Here is a 14,928-nt window from a genome sequence, read left to right as displayed (position 1 = left end):
GGCCAGGGACCGCCTGTGCCGGGGCCGGTGCCGGAGGCCCGTGCGGGTGCGCGCACGGGCCTCCGGGATCCGACCGCGGAGCCCGTCAGTAGGCGAAGGCGGACTTGCCCGTCATCGTCGTGGCGACCTGGGTGATGCCGCTGCCGGGCGGCAGCGCCACGGTCGTGCCCGGCGGCGCCGTCGTGGTGCCGTCGCCGAGCTGCGCGGCCGCGTTCGCGCCCCAGCCGATCACCGAGCCGTCGTCGAGCGCGGCCACCGTGAAGTCGGCGCCGCCCGAGATGCTCTGGACGCCCTTGATCGCGTCCAGGACGACCGGCGTGGTGCGGTTGGCGTTCGTGCCGTCACCGAGCTGCTTGTCGGTGTTCTTGCCCCAGCCGGCCAGGCTGCCGTCGTCGAGGACGGCGAAGCCGGACGCGGAGGTGGCGAAGACCTTCGCCACGGCGTCGAGGTACGCGACGTCCACCGGCTTGTTGCTGTCGGTGGTCGAGTCGTTGCCGAGCTGGCCCTCGGCGCCCTTGCCCCAGGCCTTCACGATGCCGTCGGCGGTGAGCGCGAGGACGTGGTCGCAGCCCACGGCGATCGACTCGACGTCGACGAGGTCCGGGACCTTCTGCGGGGTCTCGCGGGTGGTGTTGTTGCCGGTGCCGAGGCGTCCGTTGTCGCCCTTGCCCCAGGTCCAGACCGTGCCGTCCTGCCGGAGCGCCACGCTGAAGTCGCACCCGGCGCCGACGTCCTTGACCTTGTCCAGGCTCTGTACGGGGATCGGGGCCTTGTACGGGTTGGTGGTGTCCTGGCCGGTGCCCAGCTGCTTCGAGGCGTTGCTGCCCCAGGCGAGGACCCGGCCGCCCTTGACGGCGAGGACGTGGTTGAGGCCCGCGGAGACCTCGCTGACGCCGGAGAGGCCGGCGACGGTCGCGGGGAAGGACTGGGCGGTGAGGGTGCCGTTGCCGAGCTGGCCGGTGGCGTTGGAGCCCCAGGTCTTGACGGTGCCGTCCTTGAGGAGGGCGACGGCGAAGGGGTTGGCGGTCGTGCCGGTGCCGCCTCCGCCGCCGGAGAGCTCGCGGACGTCGTCACGGGTGATGCCGGTGACGGCGGCGGGGGTCTGCTGGGCGAGGACGCTGCCGTTGCCGAGCTGCCCCTGGGCGTTCTCGCCCCAGGCGCGGATCCAGGGGTCGGTGCCGGCGGCGTGGGCCGTCAGGCAGGGGGCGGCGAGGGCGGTGGCCGCCGTCAGGGCGGTGAGCAAGGTGATACGTGCGGGGAGTTTCATGGGGACCTTTCGAGGTCAGTAGGCGTAGCTGGACCTGCCGACGGTGGAGGCTGCGACGCGGGTCGCGCCGCTGCCCGGGGGCAGGGCGACGACGGGGGTCGTGGAGCCCGTGGTGGAGGCGTCGCCGAGCTGGCCGGTGTCGTTCTCGCCCCAGCCGAGGACGGAGCCGTCGGCGAGGACGGCGATGGTGTGGCTGTAGCCTCCGGCCAGGCCGAGGACGTCGGTCAGGGCGGGGACAGGGACGGGGGTGGTGCGGGAGACGGTGCTGCCGTCCCCCAGCTGGCCTCGGCCGTTCCAGCCCCAGGCGCGTACGGCTCCGTCGTCGAGGACGGCGAAGCTGTGGTAGGCGCAGGCGAAGATCCGGGCGACGTCGTCGAGGTGGGGGACGTCGACGGGGACGGAGCTGTGCGCGGTGCTGTCGTTCCCCAGCTGCCCGTTGGTGTTGTAGCCCCAGGCCTTCACCGAGCCGTCCGCCAAGCGGGCGAGCGAATGGTTGCAGCCGGCGGCGACCTCCACCACGTCCGTGAGTCCGGGGACCCGCTGAGGTGTGTTCCGGTTGTCGTTGGCACCGAGGCCGAGCTGGCCGGAATTGTTTTGCCCCCAGGTCCAGACCGTGCCGTCCTCGCGGAGGGCGACGGCGTGGTAGCAGCCGGCGGCGATGTCGGCGACCCGGTTCAGGCTCTGGACGGCGACAGGGCGGTTGGTGCCCGTCGTCGAGCCGTCGCCGAGCTGCCCGTAGGTGTTGTCTCCCCAGGAGAGGACCCGTCCGCCGCGGACGGCGTATCCGAAGTGGTATCCGGCGGCTACCTGGGACACCCCGGAGAGGCCGGCGACAGCGGCCGGGAAGGACCGGTCCGTCGTGGTGCCGTCGCCGAGCTGGCCTTTGGAGTTGCCGCCCCAGGCCTGGACCGTGCCGTCGTTCAGGAGGGCGACCGCGAAGGCGCTGCTGTCGGTCCAGCCGCCGCCCGCCAGCTCGCGGACGTCGGCCCGGGCCAGGCCCTGGACGTCGGCCGGGGTCTGCTGGACGAGCGTGGTGCCGTTGCCGAGCTGGCCTGCGGCGTTCGCGCCCCAGGCCCGTACCCACGGATCGCTGGGTTCGGCGTGGGCGGGGACGGCGGTGAGGGCGGTCAGGGCGAGGGCCGCGACGACACCGCGTAGATACGCGTACGTCATGCCGGTCACCGGCCTCAGTACGCGTACGTCGTGTTGCCGCCCAGCGAGACGGCCACGTCCTTGATCGCCGAGCCCTCGTTGAGGATCTTCACCGACTCGAAGCGGGGGACCGTCGTGCCGTTGCCGAGCTGGCCCTCGCCGTTGTGGCCCCAGGCGAAGACGTCGTCGGCCGTGACGGCGACGCCGTGCCGGGCGCCGGCCGCGAGGTGCTGGACGCCCTCAAGGCGCGGGATCTCGACGGGGGCGGTGCGGTTGGTGCGGGAGATGTTGTCGCCGAAGGCCTCGTCGCCCTCAAGGAGCTGGCCGTACTGGTTGTTGCCCCAGCCGTAGACGTGGCTGTCGCTCGTCTTGGCGTAGTTGTGCCAGGCGCCCGCCTCGATGTCGGAGACGCCCTCCAGCCAGTCGACGTCGACGGGGGTCGTGGAGGACTTGGTGGAGGAGTTGCCGAGCTGGCCGTAGAGGCTGTAGCCCCAGGACTTCACCGTGTCGTCGGCGGTCAGCGCGAGCGCGTGGTAGCAGCCCGCGTCGATCTCGACGATGTTCTCCAGGCCCTGCACCTGTCGGGGCACGGAGCTGGTGGCGCGGTTGCCGGTGCCGAGCTGGCCGTGGATGCCGCGGCCCCAGGCGTACACCTTGCCGTTCTCCAGGAGGGCGAGGCTGAAGTCGCAGCCGGCCGAGATCTGCTTGACCTTCGGCATGCCCTGGACGCGGTCGGGGACCGTACGGCTGTCGCCGGTGCGGTTGTTGCCGAGCTGGCCGTAGGCGTTGTCGCCCCAGGAGTAGACCTGGCCGTTGGTGTCGAGGGCCAGGGCGTGCTTCCCGCCGGCCGCGATGTCCTTGATGTTGGTCAGGCGCGGGACGGTGGTGGGCACGGCCTGGTTGGTGTTGCCGCCGTTGCCGAGCTGGCCGGAGGAGTTGTGGCCCCAGGACTTGACCGTCTTGTCGGTCCTGGCGAGGACGAACGAGTCGGCCGAGGACGTGCCGCCGGCCGACATCTGGTCGACGTCGCCGCGGAAGAGGCTGGTGACCGAGGTCGGGCTGAGGCTGTCGGACAGGGTGCCGTTGCCGAGCTGACCGGTGCGGCCGGCGCCCCAGCTCAGCACGGTCGGGTTGCCCTCGTTGGCGTTCGCGGCGGGGGCGAGCGCCGGGACGGCGGCGAGCGCGGCGGCCGTGAGGACGGCGGCGGCGAACGGTAGGCCGCGGGAGGGGGTACGCAGGGGACTGCGGCGTGTACGGGACATGGCTCTGCTCTCCTTCGATGGGGACATACGGGAGCGCTGCGCCCGGTCGGCCGGCGGCTCCGCGGGGGAGGCGGAGGTGCGCGCGGACGGGCGCGGGTCATGCGGACAGGCCGTGCCGGTGCCTTGGGCATGGGGTGCCAAGGCCGGGTGCGGCGGCCGGGACGGGCCGCCGGGCACAAGATCAGACTGGCCGAGAACGATCACCGCGGCGAGCCGGAGCCGCTGAAACACCCGTCTGACGGACACCCGTTCGGGGTCGCCGTTCCAGGGGCGCATTCGGGCCCGGAACCGGCTCGCGGAGGGCTCCGGTGGCCGGTTCCGGCGGGCCGCCGAACGGCGGCGTCCGGGGGAGTGAAGGCCCCCGCCGCGTACGGCCGCCCGCCCTCACGTTCCCGCCCCGGAATCCCCGCGAAAGGATGGACGGGCGGGCCCTCCGGCCGGCCCGTGAAGGTCCCTGGTCCGGCCCCTCAAGGCGGCCTCGAATGCGCTCCGCCGAAGTGGTGAGCGGGCCCGTCGGCGCGCGCCGCGCCGTGTGTCCTGCGGTGACGCCGGGGCCCCGGCGGTTAGCGTCGAGTCACGCTCGGTGATCTTGAGGACAGTCCCCTGTCCGCCCCTGGCGTCCCCTTCCGAGCTCGTCAACTCACCTCTGTCTCAAGGGAGTTCCCATGCCCGCACTGAAGGTGTCGGCACGCCGTGTGCTGTCCGCCGCCGTCCTCGCCGCCGCTCTCGCCCTGCCCCTGGCCCCCGTCGCGTACGGCGAGGAGTGCAAGCCCGACGACCAGGCCTGCCTGGACAAGGAGGCCAACGCCAAGGAGGCGAAGGAGATCGAGGAACAGCAGAAGAAGACCCAGGAGGCGGCCGGCAAGGCCGACAAGGACATCAAGGACGTCGGCAAGAAGATCGACGAGTGCCCGCCCGGCTCCGATTCCTGCATGGGCAAGCTGACCTCCGGCCAGGGCGCCGCCGAGGAGAAGGGCGTCAAGGACATGACCGAGACCATCTCCACGTTCGAGCCCGAGCCCGCCGACAACGCGCAGTCCGCCGTGACCTCCACCTGCACGGACTTCCCCGGCTCCCTGCCGCAGGGCTCCGGCGACCCGGGACAGTCCCCCTTCCCGGTCGATCAGCTCTGCTCCCTCCTCGGCTCCTGACGCCGTCCGCTATCCGCCCCCATGCCCCACGTTCCGAAGGGTTCCTCCCCCATGCCTCCGCGCCGTCCCCGCGCCGTCCTGCCCGCGCTCGTCCTCGCCGCGCCGCTCACCCTGCTCGCCCCACCCGCCGTCGCCGACGACGCGGGGCCGGGCGAGGTCCCCGTCCCCCGCGCCCTCACCGCCGACGGGCGCCCGGCCGAGGTCGGCGACGTGCTGAAGTACTGCGGCTCCCAGCGCTCCGCCTGTACGTTCAAGATCGACCCGAAGCTGGGCCGTGAGTACGTCACCTCCGTGAAGTCGCTCGGCAACGCGGTGGTCAACTGCACCCAGAACGACATGGCCGTCGAGCGGACGGTCAACCTGAGGATCAGCAGCACCGACAACATCGGCGGCGAGATCTCCGGGAAGATCGCCGCCGAGGGCACGGTCTCCGCCTCCGGCGAGGTCACCACGAACCTCACCAACGACATCACCAGCGAGAACAAGACCCCCAACCTCAAGGACGGGCCGACCTCGACGAACGGCACGAAGACCAGCGTCGCCGCGGGCGGCAAGGTGGCCGGCTCCCTGAGCGCCAAACTCGCCTTCGAGGCCGCGTTCAAGGCCACGTACTCCCGGTCCTGGACCGTCGAGAACACCGAGACGACCGTCTACAAGTCCACCGTCAACGCGCACGACATGCTCGTCTTCGGCGCGAGCATCTCCATGCGGCGCGTGGTCGGCAGCCTCATCGGCAGGAACGGGCAGCGGATCCTCAACATCGCGGTGGACAGCCCCTCGTCGGTCTCCAGCAGCATGTTCGTCGCCCAGACGTACGCCGCCCCCGCCGGCCTCTGCAACGGCACACGGCCCACCGGACCCACCGCCCCCACCCCGGCCCCCGGCCCCGCCCCTGCCCCCGCGTCCGGTCCGCCCTCCGCCGCCGAGGTCCCCGCCGCGCGGGCGGTGCCCGTGGGCGCCGAGCCGAAGCGCGTCGTCGAACTGCCCGCCGACGCTTCCTGATCCGGGAGGAGAACACCATGAACCGCACCACGCTCTCCGCCCTCGTCGTCCTCGGGGCCGCCGGACTGCTGCTGCCCGCCCTTCCCGTCTCGGCCGCCCCCGCCGAGCAGGACGTGGCCGTCCTCAACGGCGACTTCGCCGACCCCGTCATGAAGGGCGACGGCCCCACGACCGTCGGCATCGACTTCTGGACCGGCCTCAACCAGCGCTACTCGCCCACCGCTTCGGGCCGCACCGACGCCTCCCACGGCGTCGCCCTCCAGAAGGACGGCAACACCCTCCGCCAGCGGCTCCGCGGGGTCCGCGCCGGGGCCGAGGTCACCGTGACCTACGAGGACAGCCCCGCCGTCTCCAAGGAGTGCACCGGCCCACAGGTCGCCGACGGCCAGCCGTACGCGGTGGAAGGCTCCGGCGGCCCCGTCCGGGAGGTCACCACCGCAGGCGACCCCGACCGGGTCAAGGGCACGCCCGGCAAGGGACGTTGGACGGGACGCGCCTACGTCTTCACGGCCGGCGAGAACGAGCCGATGCTCACCTTCACGTCACGCGTCACCGACTCCCGCACCCACGTGACCTGTACGCCGATGATCGCCCGCATCCGCGCCGTCGAGGTGCCGCCCGCCCTCGACAAGACCGTCGACAAGACGCGCCTCGGCACCTCGGAGGCGTACAAGGGCAACGAACGCGAGAGCAGCCTGCACAACGCGGCCGCCGCCTGCAACGGCGAGAACGCCTGCGTCTTCCGGCCGGACGCCCGGACCTCGTTCCGCTACTACGACGAGGCGCGGGTCGTCGGCGAGGCCTTCGTCAACTGCACCCGGAACACCCTGGAGCACAGCCGGCTCCTCTCGTACGCCGAGCGCAGCCACGACAGCATCTCCCAGACGTACGCCGAGGCCGGGCTCGCGCTCCCGGAGGTGGCCCGGCTGCCCACGAGCGGGGTGCGGGAGGAGGACGAGAAGCGGATCAAGGAGCGGCCGATGGCCACCCAGTTCGCCCTCGCCTACGAGCAGGGCTGGCAGCGGCCCTGGCAGTGGTTCAGCAGCGACCAGCGGACGGTGGTGGAGCGGATCCAGCCCGGCGAGGTCAGCTGGGTCGAACTGCAGCCGAGCCGCGAGCGCGTCGAGGGCTGGTTCGTCAGCAAGAAGGACGACTACCGGCTGCACGCCGTCGTCGACGGACCCTCCCGCGCCGTGCCCGACCGGCTCCTCCAGCGCACCGGACCCATGTCCGAGGCCGAGAAGCAGCGCTGCGCCGCCGCCCGTCCGATGACCACCACCCCGGTGGGGGCGACCGCGCCCGCGAGCTCCAGCGACAAGGGCCTCCTCAAGGCCCCGGCGCCGACCGCCCCGGGCGTCCGCGCCTCGGCCCGGAGCCTGCCGCTGAAGTGACCACGGAAGGAGGCCATCGACGTGGACGCCGGCTGCGTACGATGACGAAGGGCTGACGGAGAGCGGGGGAGGGGTGCGGGACGTGGCCGATCCGGACCTGCGGAAGCTGCGCGTGCTCAGGGAGCTCAGCGAGCGCGGCACCGTCAGCGCGGCCGCCCAGGCCCTCCACCTCACCCCGCAGGCCGTCTCGCAGCAGATCAGCGCCCTGGGACGGGAGTTGGGCGTCCCGCTCACCGAACCGTCCGGGCGCCGGCTTCGCCTCACCGGCGCGGCGCGGATCGTGCTCCGGCACGCCGAGGCCGTCTTCACCCAGGTCGAGCAGATGCGCGCCGAACTCGCCGCGCACGGCAGCGGCGAGAGCGGCGAGGTCGCGGTGGCCGGCTTCTCCACCACGCTCTCGGCGCTGATCCTGCCCGCCGTGGCCCGGCTGAGGGAGAGCCGGCCGCTGCTGCGGACCTCGCTGGCCGAGGTCGACCCGCCGGAGAGCTTCTCCTTGCTGCACCGGGGGGAGACGGACGTCGTCATCTTCGCGGACACCGCGGGGGCGGCCGGCGACGACCCGCGCTTCCACCGGATCGCGCTCTGCGACGACCCCTTCGACATCGCCCTGCCGGAGGGCCACCGCCTCCTCGACAGCCCCCGGCTGCTCCTCGCCGACCTCGCCGAGGAGACCTGGATCTTCGCGACGACCGGGATGTGCCACGACACCGGCGTCGCCGCCTGTACGGCCGCCGGGTTCACCCCGCGGGCCTCGCACGCCATCGGCGACTGGGACGCCACGCTCGCGGCGGTGCGGCTCGGCCTCGGCGTCGCGCTCGTCCCGCGGACGGCCAGGCCGGCGCCGCGGCCCGAGGTGACGATCCGCGCCTTCAGTGAGCGGGCCCCGTCCCGCACGGTCTTCGCGGTCGTACGGGAGGGCAGCCAGACCTCCCCGGAGATCGCCGCCGTCCTGGACGCGCTCCGCACCGTGGCCACGGCGGCCGTCGCCGCCTGACCAGGCGGAACGTCATGCGCAACGGCTCGTGGAAGGTACCGTCCACGAGCCGTTGCTGGACCCGCCCGTCCGCCGCTGCCAGGCTCGAACCCGTAGCGCGGACCACTTCGCGCGTCCCTCTCTTCTCCCCTTGCCCTCCCCTGGAGCAGGTACACCCATGTCCAGAGCCACGTACGCGCGGCTGGCCGCGCTGAGCCTCGTCTGGGGCTCCGTCTTCCTGTGGATCAAGATCGCCGGATACGGCTTCTCGCCCGTCCAGATGGTGCTGATCCGGCTCGCCCTCGGCGCCGTCGTCATCCTCGCCATCGGCTACGCGAAGGGCCTCAGGCTGCCCAAGGAGCCCGCCGCCTGGGGGCATCTGACGGTCGCCGCGCTCCTCGGCAACGCCGTCCCCTGGACCCTCTACGCCGAGGGCGAGATCGCCGGATCCAGCAGCGTCGCCGCCGTCGTCAACGGCAGCGCGCCCATCTGGACCCTCGCGGCCGCTCTGCTCCTCGGCCAGGAGAAGCGGGTGTCCGCCTTCAAGGCCGGCGGTGTGCTCCTCGGCCTCGGAGGCACCGCGCTCATCGCCTCCCCCTGGAACGCCGCCTCGGCGGGCACCGGTTGGAGCATCCTCTGCTTCGTCCTCGGTTCGATCAGCTTCGGCGCCAGCTTCGCGTACATGGGCAGGTTCCTCGTGGGCAGGGGCGTTCCGCCGCTGATGCTGGCCGGCGGGCAGCTCGGCGCCGCGACCGTGCTGCTCCTCGCCGCCTTCCCGTTCCTCGGCCTCCAGTCCGTGACCTGGCGCGCCGACTCGGTCGTCTCGGTCCTCGTCCTCGGCGTGGTCTGCACCGGCTTCGCCGCGCTGCTCAACTTCGAGCTGATCATCAAGGACGGGCCCACGGTCGCCTCCACCGTCACCTACCTGATGACCGCGGTGGCCGTCGTCCTCGGCGCCGTCGTGCTGCGCGAGCCGCTCGGCTGGACCGCGTGGCTGGGCGCGGTGGCGGTGCTCGCCGCCACCGGCCTGCTCCGCCGCAAGCCCCGCCCGGCGGCCGAACCGGCCCCCGGGACCGCCGCCCCCGGGACCGCTGCCCCCGTACCGGCTCCGGCAGCAGCTGACTAGCCGGACCCGGCGTCTTCAGCAGGACCCGGACATACCGGGCCGTCCGTCTCGCCCCACCCCGTGATGAAAGGGAATCGTCATGCCGCTCGTCGAGATAACCGTCCCCGAGGGCACCCTGTCCGAGGCCGCCGCGGAGGTCCTGCGGCAGCAGGTCGCCGATTCCGTGCTGACGGCCATGGGACTGCCCCTCACCGAGTTCTTCGCCGCCGCCACCTGGGTGTACGTCCGCGAGGCCGCCAAGGGGCTCGCCACCACCGGCGCCGGCCGCCCCCCGGGCGTCCTCGTCGTCGTCACGCCCCTGGAGGGCTTCCTCACGCCCGAACGCAACGAGGCGCTGGCGGTCGAGGTCACCCGGCACGTGCGGGCGTCGACCGGCCCCGACACCGTCGTCTGGCTCGTCGTGAACGAGATCCCGGAGGGGAACTGGGCCGTGAACGGCGGACTGACCCGCCGCGCGAAGATCGACGAACTCGTCGCCGAGGCGACCTCCTGATCGCACCCCGTCCGGTGCTCGGGTCCGCGCCCCGCTTCCGGGCGGGCACACCGAGGAGGTGCCGAGCGAGTGGGTTCAGGCCTCCAGGTAGCGCAGCACGGCCAGGATCCGGCGGCCGTAGCCGTCGGTCCGGTGCAGCTCCAGCTTGTCGAAGACGACGCCCAGGTACTTCTCCACCGCGCTCAGCGAGAGGTGCAGTCGGCGGGCGATGGCCGCGTTCGTGTAGCCCTGGGCCAGCACCTCCAGAACCACCGCTCGGTGCGCTCCAGATCGGACGCCCTCACCAGCGGCAGCCGGGCCCAGAGCGCGTGCATCCGCCGCTGCCCGAAGAGCGCGCCGATCCAGTAGAGGGCGACCGCCCCGGTCACCGAGCCGAGCGTCGTCCAAGCAGCGCCGAGACCAGGCTGATCACCCCCCGCCCGGCGGCGAAGCCGGTCAGCGGCAGGATCACCTCGCTGGGCAGCGGCGGGAAGAGGTTCTCAAGCGCGATGGCGAGCCCCGCGCCGGGTCCGCCCATCGTGTCGACGAGCCCGGCGGCCCAGCCGGCGAATCCGTCGGCGGGCTCCCCGGCCAGGGCCAGGGGGAGGGGCGGATGAGTGACGAGCGCGGTGACGGGCATGGTGGGTCTCCGGGGTGGCAGGCGATTTCCCGGGGCCCAGGGGTGTCTGTCAACTCCCCTCGCCCCGGCACCACTTCACGCTAGGAATCCCGGATCGCCGCCGGTACGAGGCTTTCCGCCCGGCCACCCTGCGGAAAGCCGCAGGGTGCGGCGGGCCCGCCCGCGCTCACGTCCCGTCGAAGAGCAGCCCGAGCGCCACCTCGCGGTAGTGGCGGATGTGGCGGAGGGAGCAGGCGGCCGCCGCGTCGGCGTCGCCCGCGGCGATCGCCTCGTACAGCGTGCGGTGCTCCGCCCAGAGGGAGCCGGGGTCGTCGATCTGCTGGAAGAGCCAGCGGAGGCGTCCCTCCAGGGACTCCAGGGTGGCGGCGAGCATGTCGTTGCCCGCGAGTTCCACGATGTGGTGGTGGAAGGCGGCGTTGGCGCGGGAGACGCGCTCCGGACGCCCGGACAGCGTCACCTTGCGCGCTTCCTCCAACAGGGCGCGGAGCTCTTCGAGTTGGGTCTCCGTGCGGCGCTCGGCGGCCCTGCGGGCGGCAAGCACCTCCAGGGCCTCGCGCAGGTCGAAGAGGTTTTCCACGTCCTGCCCTGAGAGTTCCCGGACGACGATCCGGCGCGGCGAGAGGGCGTGCAGGAAGCCCTCGCCGAGCAGGATGCGGATGGCCTCGCGCACCGGGACGCGGGAGACCCCGAACTCCTCGGCCACATCGCGCTCGACGAGCCGGTCCCCCGGCCGCAGCCGTCCGTCGATGATGCGGTCCCGCAGCCCCTCGCAGACCTGGTCGCGGAGCCAGCCGCCGCCGCCGCTGGAGATGGTCGCGGCGCCTTCGGTCTCGGTCATGTGCCCTCCCCGTATCGATCCGTATCGATGCGGTCACGGTATACCAAACGCTTGACGACCCCTCGGCTCGCTGCTTTGGTATACCGAAACGCGGCTCGGGGCCCCGCCGCGCTCGACGTCTCACCCTGTGCGATCTGTGAATCGAGGGTTTGTCCGTGAGTACCACACCGGTCGGCAAGACCGTCCCCGCAGCGACCGCCACCGCCCCCGCCGGCGGCCGCCCCAGCCGGGTCCGCTGGAAGATGTTCGTCCTGCTCCTCGGCGTCGTCGCGCTCAACTACATCGACCGCGGCTCCGTCTCCGTCGCCCTGCCCCTGATCACCGAGGACCTGGGCCTCTCCAAGGAGACCACCGGCTTCGTCCTCAGCGCCTTCTTCTGGACGTACGCGCTGATGCAGATCCCCGGCGGCTGGCTCGCCGACCGCTTCGGCCCCCGCAGGATGGTCTCCGGCGCCTGCGTCGGCTGGGGCGTCGCCCAGGCCCTGACCGCCGCCGCCACCGGCGCCGGATCCCTGCTCGGCTACCGCCTGCTCCTCGGCGCCGTCGAGGCCCCCGTCATGCCCGCCGGCGGCAAGCTCAACGCCCAGTGGCTGCCCGCGAAGGAACGCGGCCGGGGCGCGGTGCTGCTCGACGGCGGTGCCCCGCTCGGCGCCGCGCTCGGCGGCATCCTCATCTCCGCGCTCATCGCCTGGACCGGCAGCTGGCGGACCAGCTTCGTCGTCGCGGGCGTGCTGACCGTCGTCATCGGCGTGTTCGCCGCCTGGTACGTCCGCGACACCCCGCGGGAGCACCCGGGCGTGAACGACGCCGAGGCCACGTACATCGAGAGCGCGCACGCCGCCGAGGACGCGGCCGGCCCGGCCGACGAGCGCACCGGCCTGCGCCCGTACCTCAAGCACCGCTCGTTCTGGGCGATGTGCCTGGGCTGGATGGGCTTCAACGGCGTCTTCTACGGACTGCTCACCTGGGGCCCGCTCTACCTCTCCGAGACCAAGGGCTTCGACATCAAGACCATCGGCTGGTCGACCCTGGTCATCTTCGGCGCCGGCTTCGTCGGCGAGCTCACCGGCGGCTGGATCTCCGACCGCCGCAAGGCCGCCGGCGCGGGCGCCAACGCCGTCATGCGCACCATGATGGGCGTCGCGGGCGCGGCCGTCGTCGCGGGCCTGCTCGGCGTCGTCCTCGTACCGGACCCGACGACCGCCGTCGTCCTCCTGTCCGTCGTGATGTTCTTCCTGCGCTGGGCGGGCCTCTACTGGTCGCTGCCCTCCACCCTGGCCGGCCGGTCCAACGCCGGCATCGTCGGCGGCGCCATGAACCTCGCCGGAAACATCGCCGGAATCGTCACCCCCATCGCGGTCGGCTACATCGTCGGCGGCACCGGCTCGTACACCTGGGCGCTGCTCTACTTCGTCGGCGCGGGTGTCCTCTTCACCGCCTCGTCCCTCGTCATCGACTACAGCAGGAGGCTCGCCGTCCGATGATCCGTATCGGCATGCTCACCCCGTCCTCCAACACCTGTCTGGAGCCGGTCACCTACCGCCTCCTCGACGGGGCCCGGGACCTCGCCAGCGCCCACTTCGCGCGCGTGCCCGTCACCCGGATCGCCCTCGACGGCGGCTCCGACGCCCAGTTCGCCGCCGAACCGATGCTCGCCGCCGCCCGGCAGCTCGCCGACGCCCGCGTCGACGTCATCGCCTGGAACGGCACCTCCGGCTCCTGGCTCGGCGTCGACCACGACCGGCGGCTGGCCGCCGCGATCGCTGCCGAGACCGGCATCCCGGCCACCACCTCCACGCTCGCACTGCTCGACGCCTGCGCCGCGTACGGCGTGACCCGGCTCGGCCTGGCCGTCCCCTACACCCGGGACGTCGCCGAACGGATCGTCACCACGTACGCCGCCGAAGGCCTGGACTGCGCGCTCGCCGAGCCGTTCGGGGTCGCCGACAACGAGGCGTTCGCCCGCATCCCCGAGCCCGACGTGGCCCGGCAGATCGAGCAGGCCGCCGCCGCGGACGCCCACGCCGTCGCCGTCGTGTGCACCAACGTGTACGGCGCGGGCGCCGCCGCCGCACTCGAAACCACACTTGGTATACCGGTCTTCGACAGCGTGACGACCACGCTCTGGAAGGCGCTCCACCTGGCGGGCGCACACCCCGCCCTCGACGGCCACGGCGACCTGCTGCGCTCCGGAAGCCTGCGCGCCGGCTTCCAGCGGGTGCTCACCGAGCTGCGCACGGCCATCGGCGCCGACCGCACCACCCTGCGGCTCGACCTGCCCGGGCACGGCCTCCACGTGGACCTCACGGCAGGGGAGGCCCTCGGCCCCGGCGTCCGCTCCATCCGCCGCGACGCGGGCCTCGACCAGCGCCGGCTCAACACCGTCGAGTGGCTGGAGCAGCACCGGATCCCGCTCGTCCAGCCCCACTTCCGGGACGACCCGAAGCCGCCGCAGGCCCTGATCGACGTCTACGGCGTCCGCGCGCAACTGCTCGCACCCGTCGTCCGCGACACCGACATGACCGGCTGGATCTCCGCCCACAGCCTCGCGGAGCGCGAGTGGAGCGCCACCGGCCGGGCCGCGATGGCCGCCGCGATCGCCGATGTGCACCACCTGCTCGACACGTACGGAAAGGCCCACGCCGCATGACCACCAAGGACATCAGGATCGCCCTGGGCGTCGACGTCGACGCCGTCGCCGGCTGGCTCGGCAGCTACGGCGGCGAGGACTCCCCGAACGACATCCAGCGGGGCGTCTTCGCGGGCGAGATCGGCACCCCGCGCCTGCTCAGGCTCTTCGAGCGGTACGGGATCCGCACCAGCTGGTTCATCCCGGGCCACTCCATCGAGACCTTCCCCGAGCAGACCCGGATGGTCGTCGAGGCGGGCCACGAGGTCGGCGCGCACGGCTACTCGCACGAGAACCCGATCGCGATGAGCCCCCAGCAGGAGGAGGACGTCCTCGCCCGCTCCGTCGAGCTGATCGAGGAGTACACCGGCCGCAAGCCGCGCGGCTACGTGGCGCCCTGGTGGGAGATGTCCCCGCACACGGCCGCCCTCCTCCACAAGTACGGCTTCTCCTACGACCACAGCCAGAACTACCGCGACTTCACCCCGTTCTACGCCCGCGTCGGCGACAGCTGGACGAAGATCGACTACTCGAAGGACGCCAAGGACTGGATGAAGCCGCTGGTCCACGGCCACGAGGTCGACCTCGTGGAGTTCTGCGGCAACTGGTACGTCGACGACCTGCCGCCCATGATGTTCAACAAGCACGCCCACAACAGCCACGGCTACGTCAGCCCCCGGGCCCTGGAGCAGGACTGGCGCGACCAGTTCGACTGGGTGTACCGCGAGCTCGACTACGCGGTCGTCCCGGTGACCCTCCACCCCGACGTGAGCGGCCGCCCGCAGGTCCTCCTCATGCTGGAACGCTTCATCGAGTACGTGTCGGGGCACGCCGGCGTCAGCTTCTGCACCCTGGAGGACGCCGCCGACGACTTCCGCCGCCGCTTCCCCTTCGAAGGCGAGGCCCGCCCCGCGGACATGCGATGAGCTGACGCGCGCGGAGCAGTGGTCGCTCAGGCCCGGCAGGTGCGGGTCATGGAGCGGGTCGTGCCCGGGGAAGCCCCCGGGCATGCCGCCCACCCCGCC

13 protein-coding genes and 2 pseudogenes are annotated in these 14,928 nt (G+C 72.6%); 9 read left to right on the top strand and 6 right to left on the bottom strand.

The features are described 5' to 3' along the window. Positions 1-85 precede the first annotated feature (85 nt). The 3 genes from ACZ7HT_RS28305 to ACZ7HT_RS28295 are packed head-to-tail and all read right to left on the bottom strand — an operon-like array spanning position 86 to position 3,681. Positions 86-1,267, bottom strand: coding sequence for an RCC1 domain-containing protein (locus ACZ7HT_RS28305; RefSeq protein WP_471171109.1), 1,182 nt, complete (start codon positions 1,265-1,267; stop codon positions 86-88). A gap of 15 nt (positions 1,268-1,282) precedes the next feature. Then, a complete protein-coding gene (locus ACZ7HT_RS28300) occupies positions 1,283-2,440 on the bottom strand; it encodes an RCC1 domain-containing protein (RefSeq protein WP_471171108.1) in 1,158 nt (385 codons plus the stop codon). A gap of 14 nt (positions 2,441-2,454) precedes the next feature. Next, the gene (locus tag ACZ7HT_RS28295; protein ID WP_471171105.1) at positions 2,455-3,681 is read right to left on the bottom strand and encodes an RCC1-like domain-containing protein; all 1,227 of its coding nucleotides are present in this window, start codon (positions 3,679-3,681) and stop codon (positions 2,455-2,457) included. Between the two features lie 665 nt (positions 3,682-4,346). On the opposite strand from ACZ7HT_RS28295, the gene ACZ7HT_RS28290 reads away from it, so the two are divergent. The 6 genes from ACZ7HT_RS28290 to ACZ7HT_RS28265 all read left to right on the top strand — a co-directional run bounded on the left by ACZ7HT_RS28290 (position 4,347) and on the right by ACZ7HT_RS28265 (position 9,817). Continuing rightward, positions 4,347-4,832 carry a hypothetical protein gene (locus tag ACZ7HT_RS28290; protein WP_471171103.1) on the top strand — a complete coding sequence of 162 codons (486 nt, stop codon included), beginning with the start codon at positions 4,347-4,349 and terminating at the stop codon, positions 4,830-4,832. 51 nt (positions 4,833-4,883) lie between these two features. Then, on the top strand, positions 4,884-5,834 hold the full coding sequence (locus tag ACZ7HT_RS28285) for a hypothetical protein (RefSeq protein WP_471171101.1): 951 nt from the start codon (positions 4,884-4,886) through the stop codon (positions 5,832-5,834). 17 nt (positions 5,835-5,851) lie between these two features. Beyond that, positions 5,852-7,225: a hypothetical protein gene (locus tag ACZ7HT_RS28280; protein WP_471171099.1), complete on the top strand. Its 1,374-nt coding sequence runs from the start codon at positions 5,852-5,854 to the stop codon at positions 7,223-7,225. A gap of 82 nt (positions 7,226-7,307) precedes the next feature. Continuing rightward, positions 7,308-8,219, top strand: a complete 912-nt coding sequence (locus tag ACZ7HT_RS28275; RefSeq protein ID WP_471171097.1) for a LysR family transcriptional regulator — start codon at positions 7,308-7,310, stop codon at positions 8,217-8,219. 157 nt (positions 8,220-8,376) lie between these two features. After that, complete coding sequence (locus ACZ7HT_RS28270; RefSeq protein ID WP_471171095.1) at positions 8,377-9,324, top strand: DMT family transporter; 948 nt, start codon at positions 8,377-8,379, stop codon at positions 9,322-9,324. Between the two features lie 79 nt (positions 9,325-9,403). Next, a complete protein-coding gene (locus ACZ7HT_RS28265; RefSeq protein ID WP_471171093.1) occupies positions 9,404-9,817 on the top strand; it encodes a tautomerase family protein in 414 nt (137 codons plus the stop codon). A 75-nt stretch (positions 9,818-9,892) separates the two neighbouring features. Here ACZ7HT_RS28265 and ACZ7HT_RS28260 read toward each other — a convergent pair. The 3 genes and pseudogenes from ACZ7HT_RS28260 to ACZ7HT_RS28250 all read right to left on the bottom strand — a co-directional run. Continuing rightward, positions 9,893-10,066: pseudogene (locus ACZ7HT_RS28260) on the bottom strand (LuxR C-terminal-related transcriptional regulator); the annotation flags it as partial. Then, positions 10,063-10,436: pseudogene (locus ACZ7HT_RS28255) on the bottom strand (DedA family protein); the annotation flags it as partial. The pseudogenes ACZ7HT_RS28260 and ACZ7HT_RS28255, both read right to left, overlap by 4 nt. Before the next feature lie 166 nt (positions 10,437-10,602). Then, on the bottom strand, positions 10,603-11,274 hold the full coding sequence (locus ACZ7HT_RS28250) for a GntR family transcriptional regulator (RefSeq protein WP_471171091.1): 672 nt from the start codon (positions 11,272-11,274) through the stop codon (positions 10,603-10,605). 155 nt (positions 11,275-11,429) lie between these two features. Here ACZ7HT_RS28250 and ACZ7HT_RS28245 point away from each other — a divergent pair, with 155 nt between their 5' ends. The 3 genes from ACZ7HT_RS28245 to ACZ7HT_RS28235 are packed head-to-tail and all read left to right on the top strand — an operon-like array spanning position 11,430 to position 14,829. Then, positions 11,430-12,758 (top strand): MFS transporter, encoded by a 1,329-nt coding sequence (locus ACZ7HT_RS28245; RefSeq protein WP_471171089.1) that lies wholly within the window; start codon positions 11,430-11,432, stop codon positions 12,756-12,758. Beyond that, positions 12,755-13,924 carry a maleate cis-trans isomerase family protein gene (locus ACZ7HT_RS28240; protein WP_471171087.1) on the top strand — a complete coding sequence of 390 codons (1,170 nt, stop codon included), beginning with the start codon at positions 12,755-12,757 and terminating at the stop codon, positions 13,922-13,924. Before ACZ7HT_RS28245 ends, ACZ7HT_RS28240 begins: the two co-directional genes overlap by 4 nt. Then, entirely contained in the window at positions 13,921-14,829 is a 909-nt protein-coding gene (locus tag ACZ7HT_RS28235) for a polysaccharide deacetylase family protein (RefSeq protein ID WP_471171085.1), read from the top strand. The genes ACZ7HT_RS28240 and ACZ7HT_RS28235 overlap by 4 nt, the downstream gene beginning before the upstream one ends. The last annotated feature ends 99 nt before the right edge of the window (positions 14,830-14,928 follow it).

It is taken from the genome of Streptomyces sp. NPDC037410, assembly GCF_055602235.1.
The sequence above is the reverse complement of the archived record's forward strand: the minus strand, read 5'-3'. Positions and strand labels throughout refer to the sequence as shown.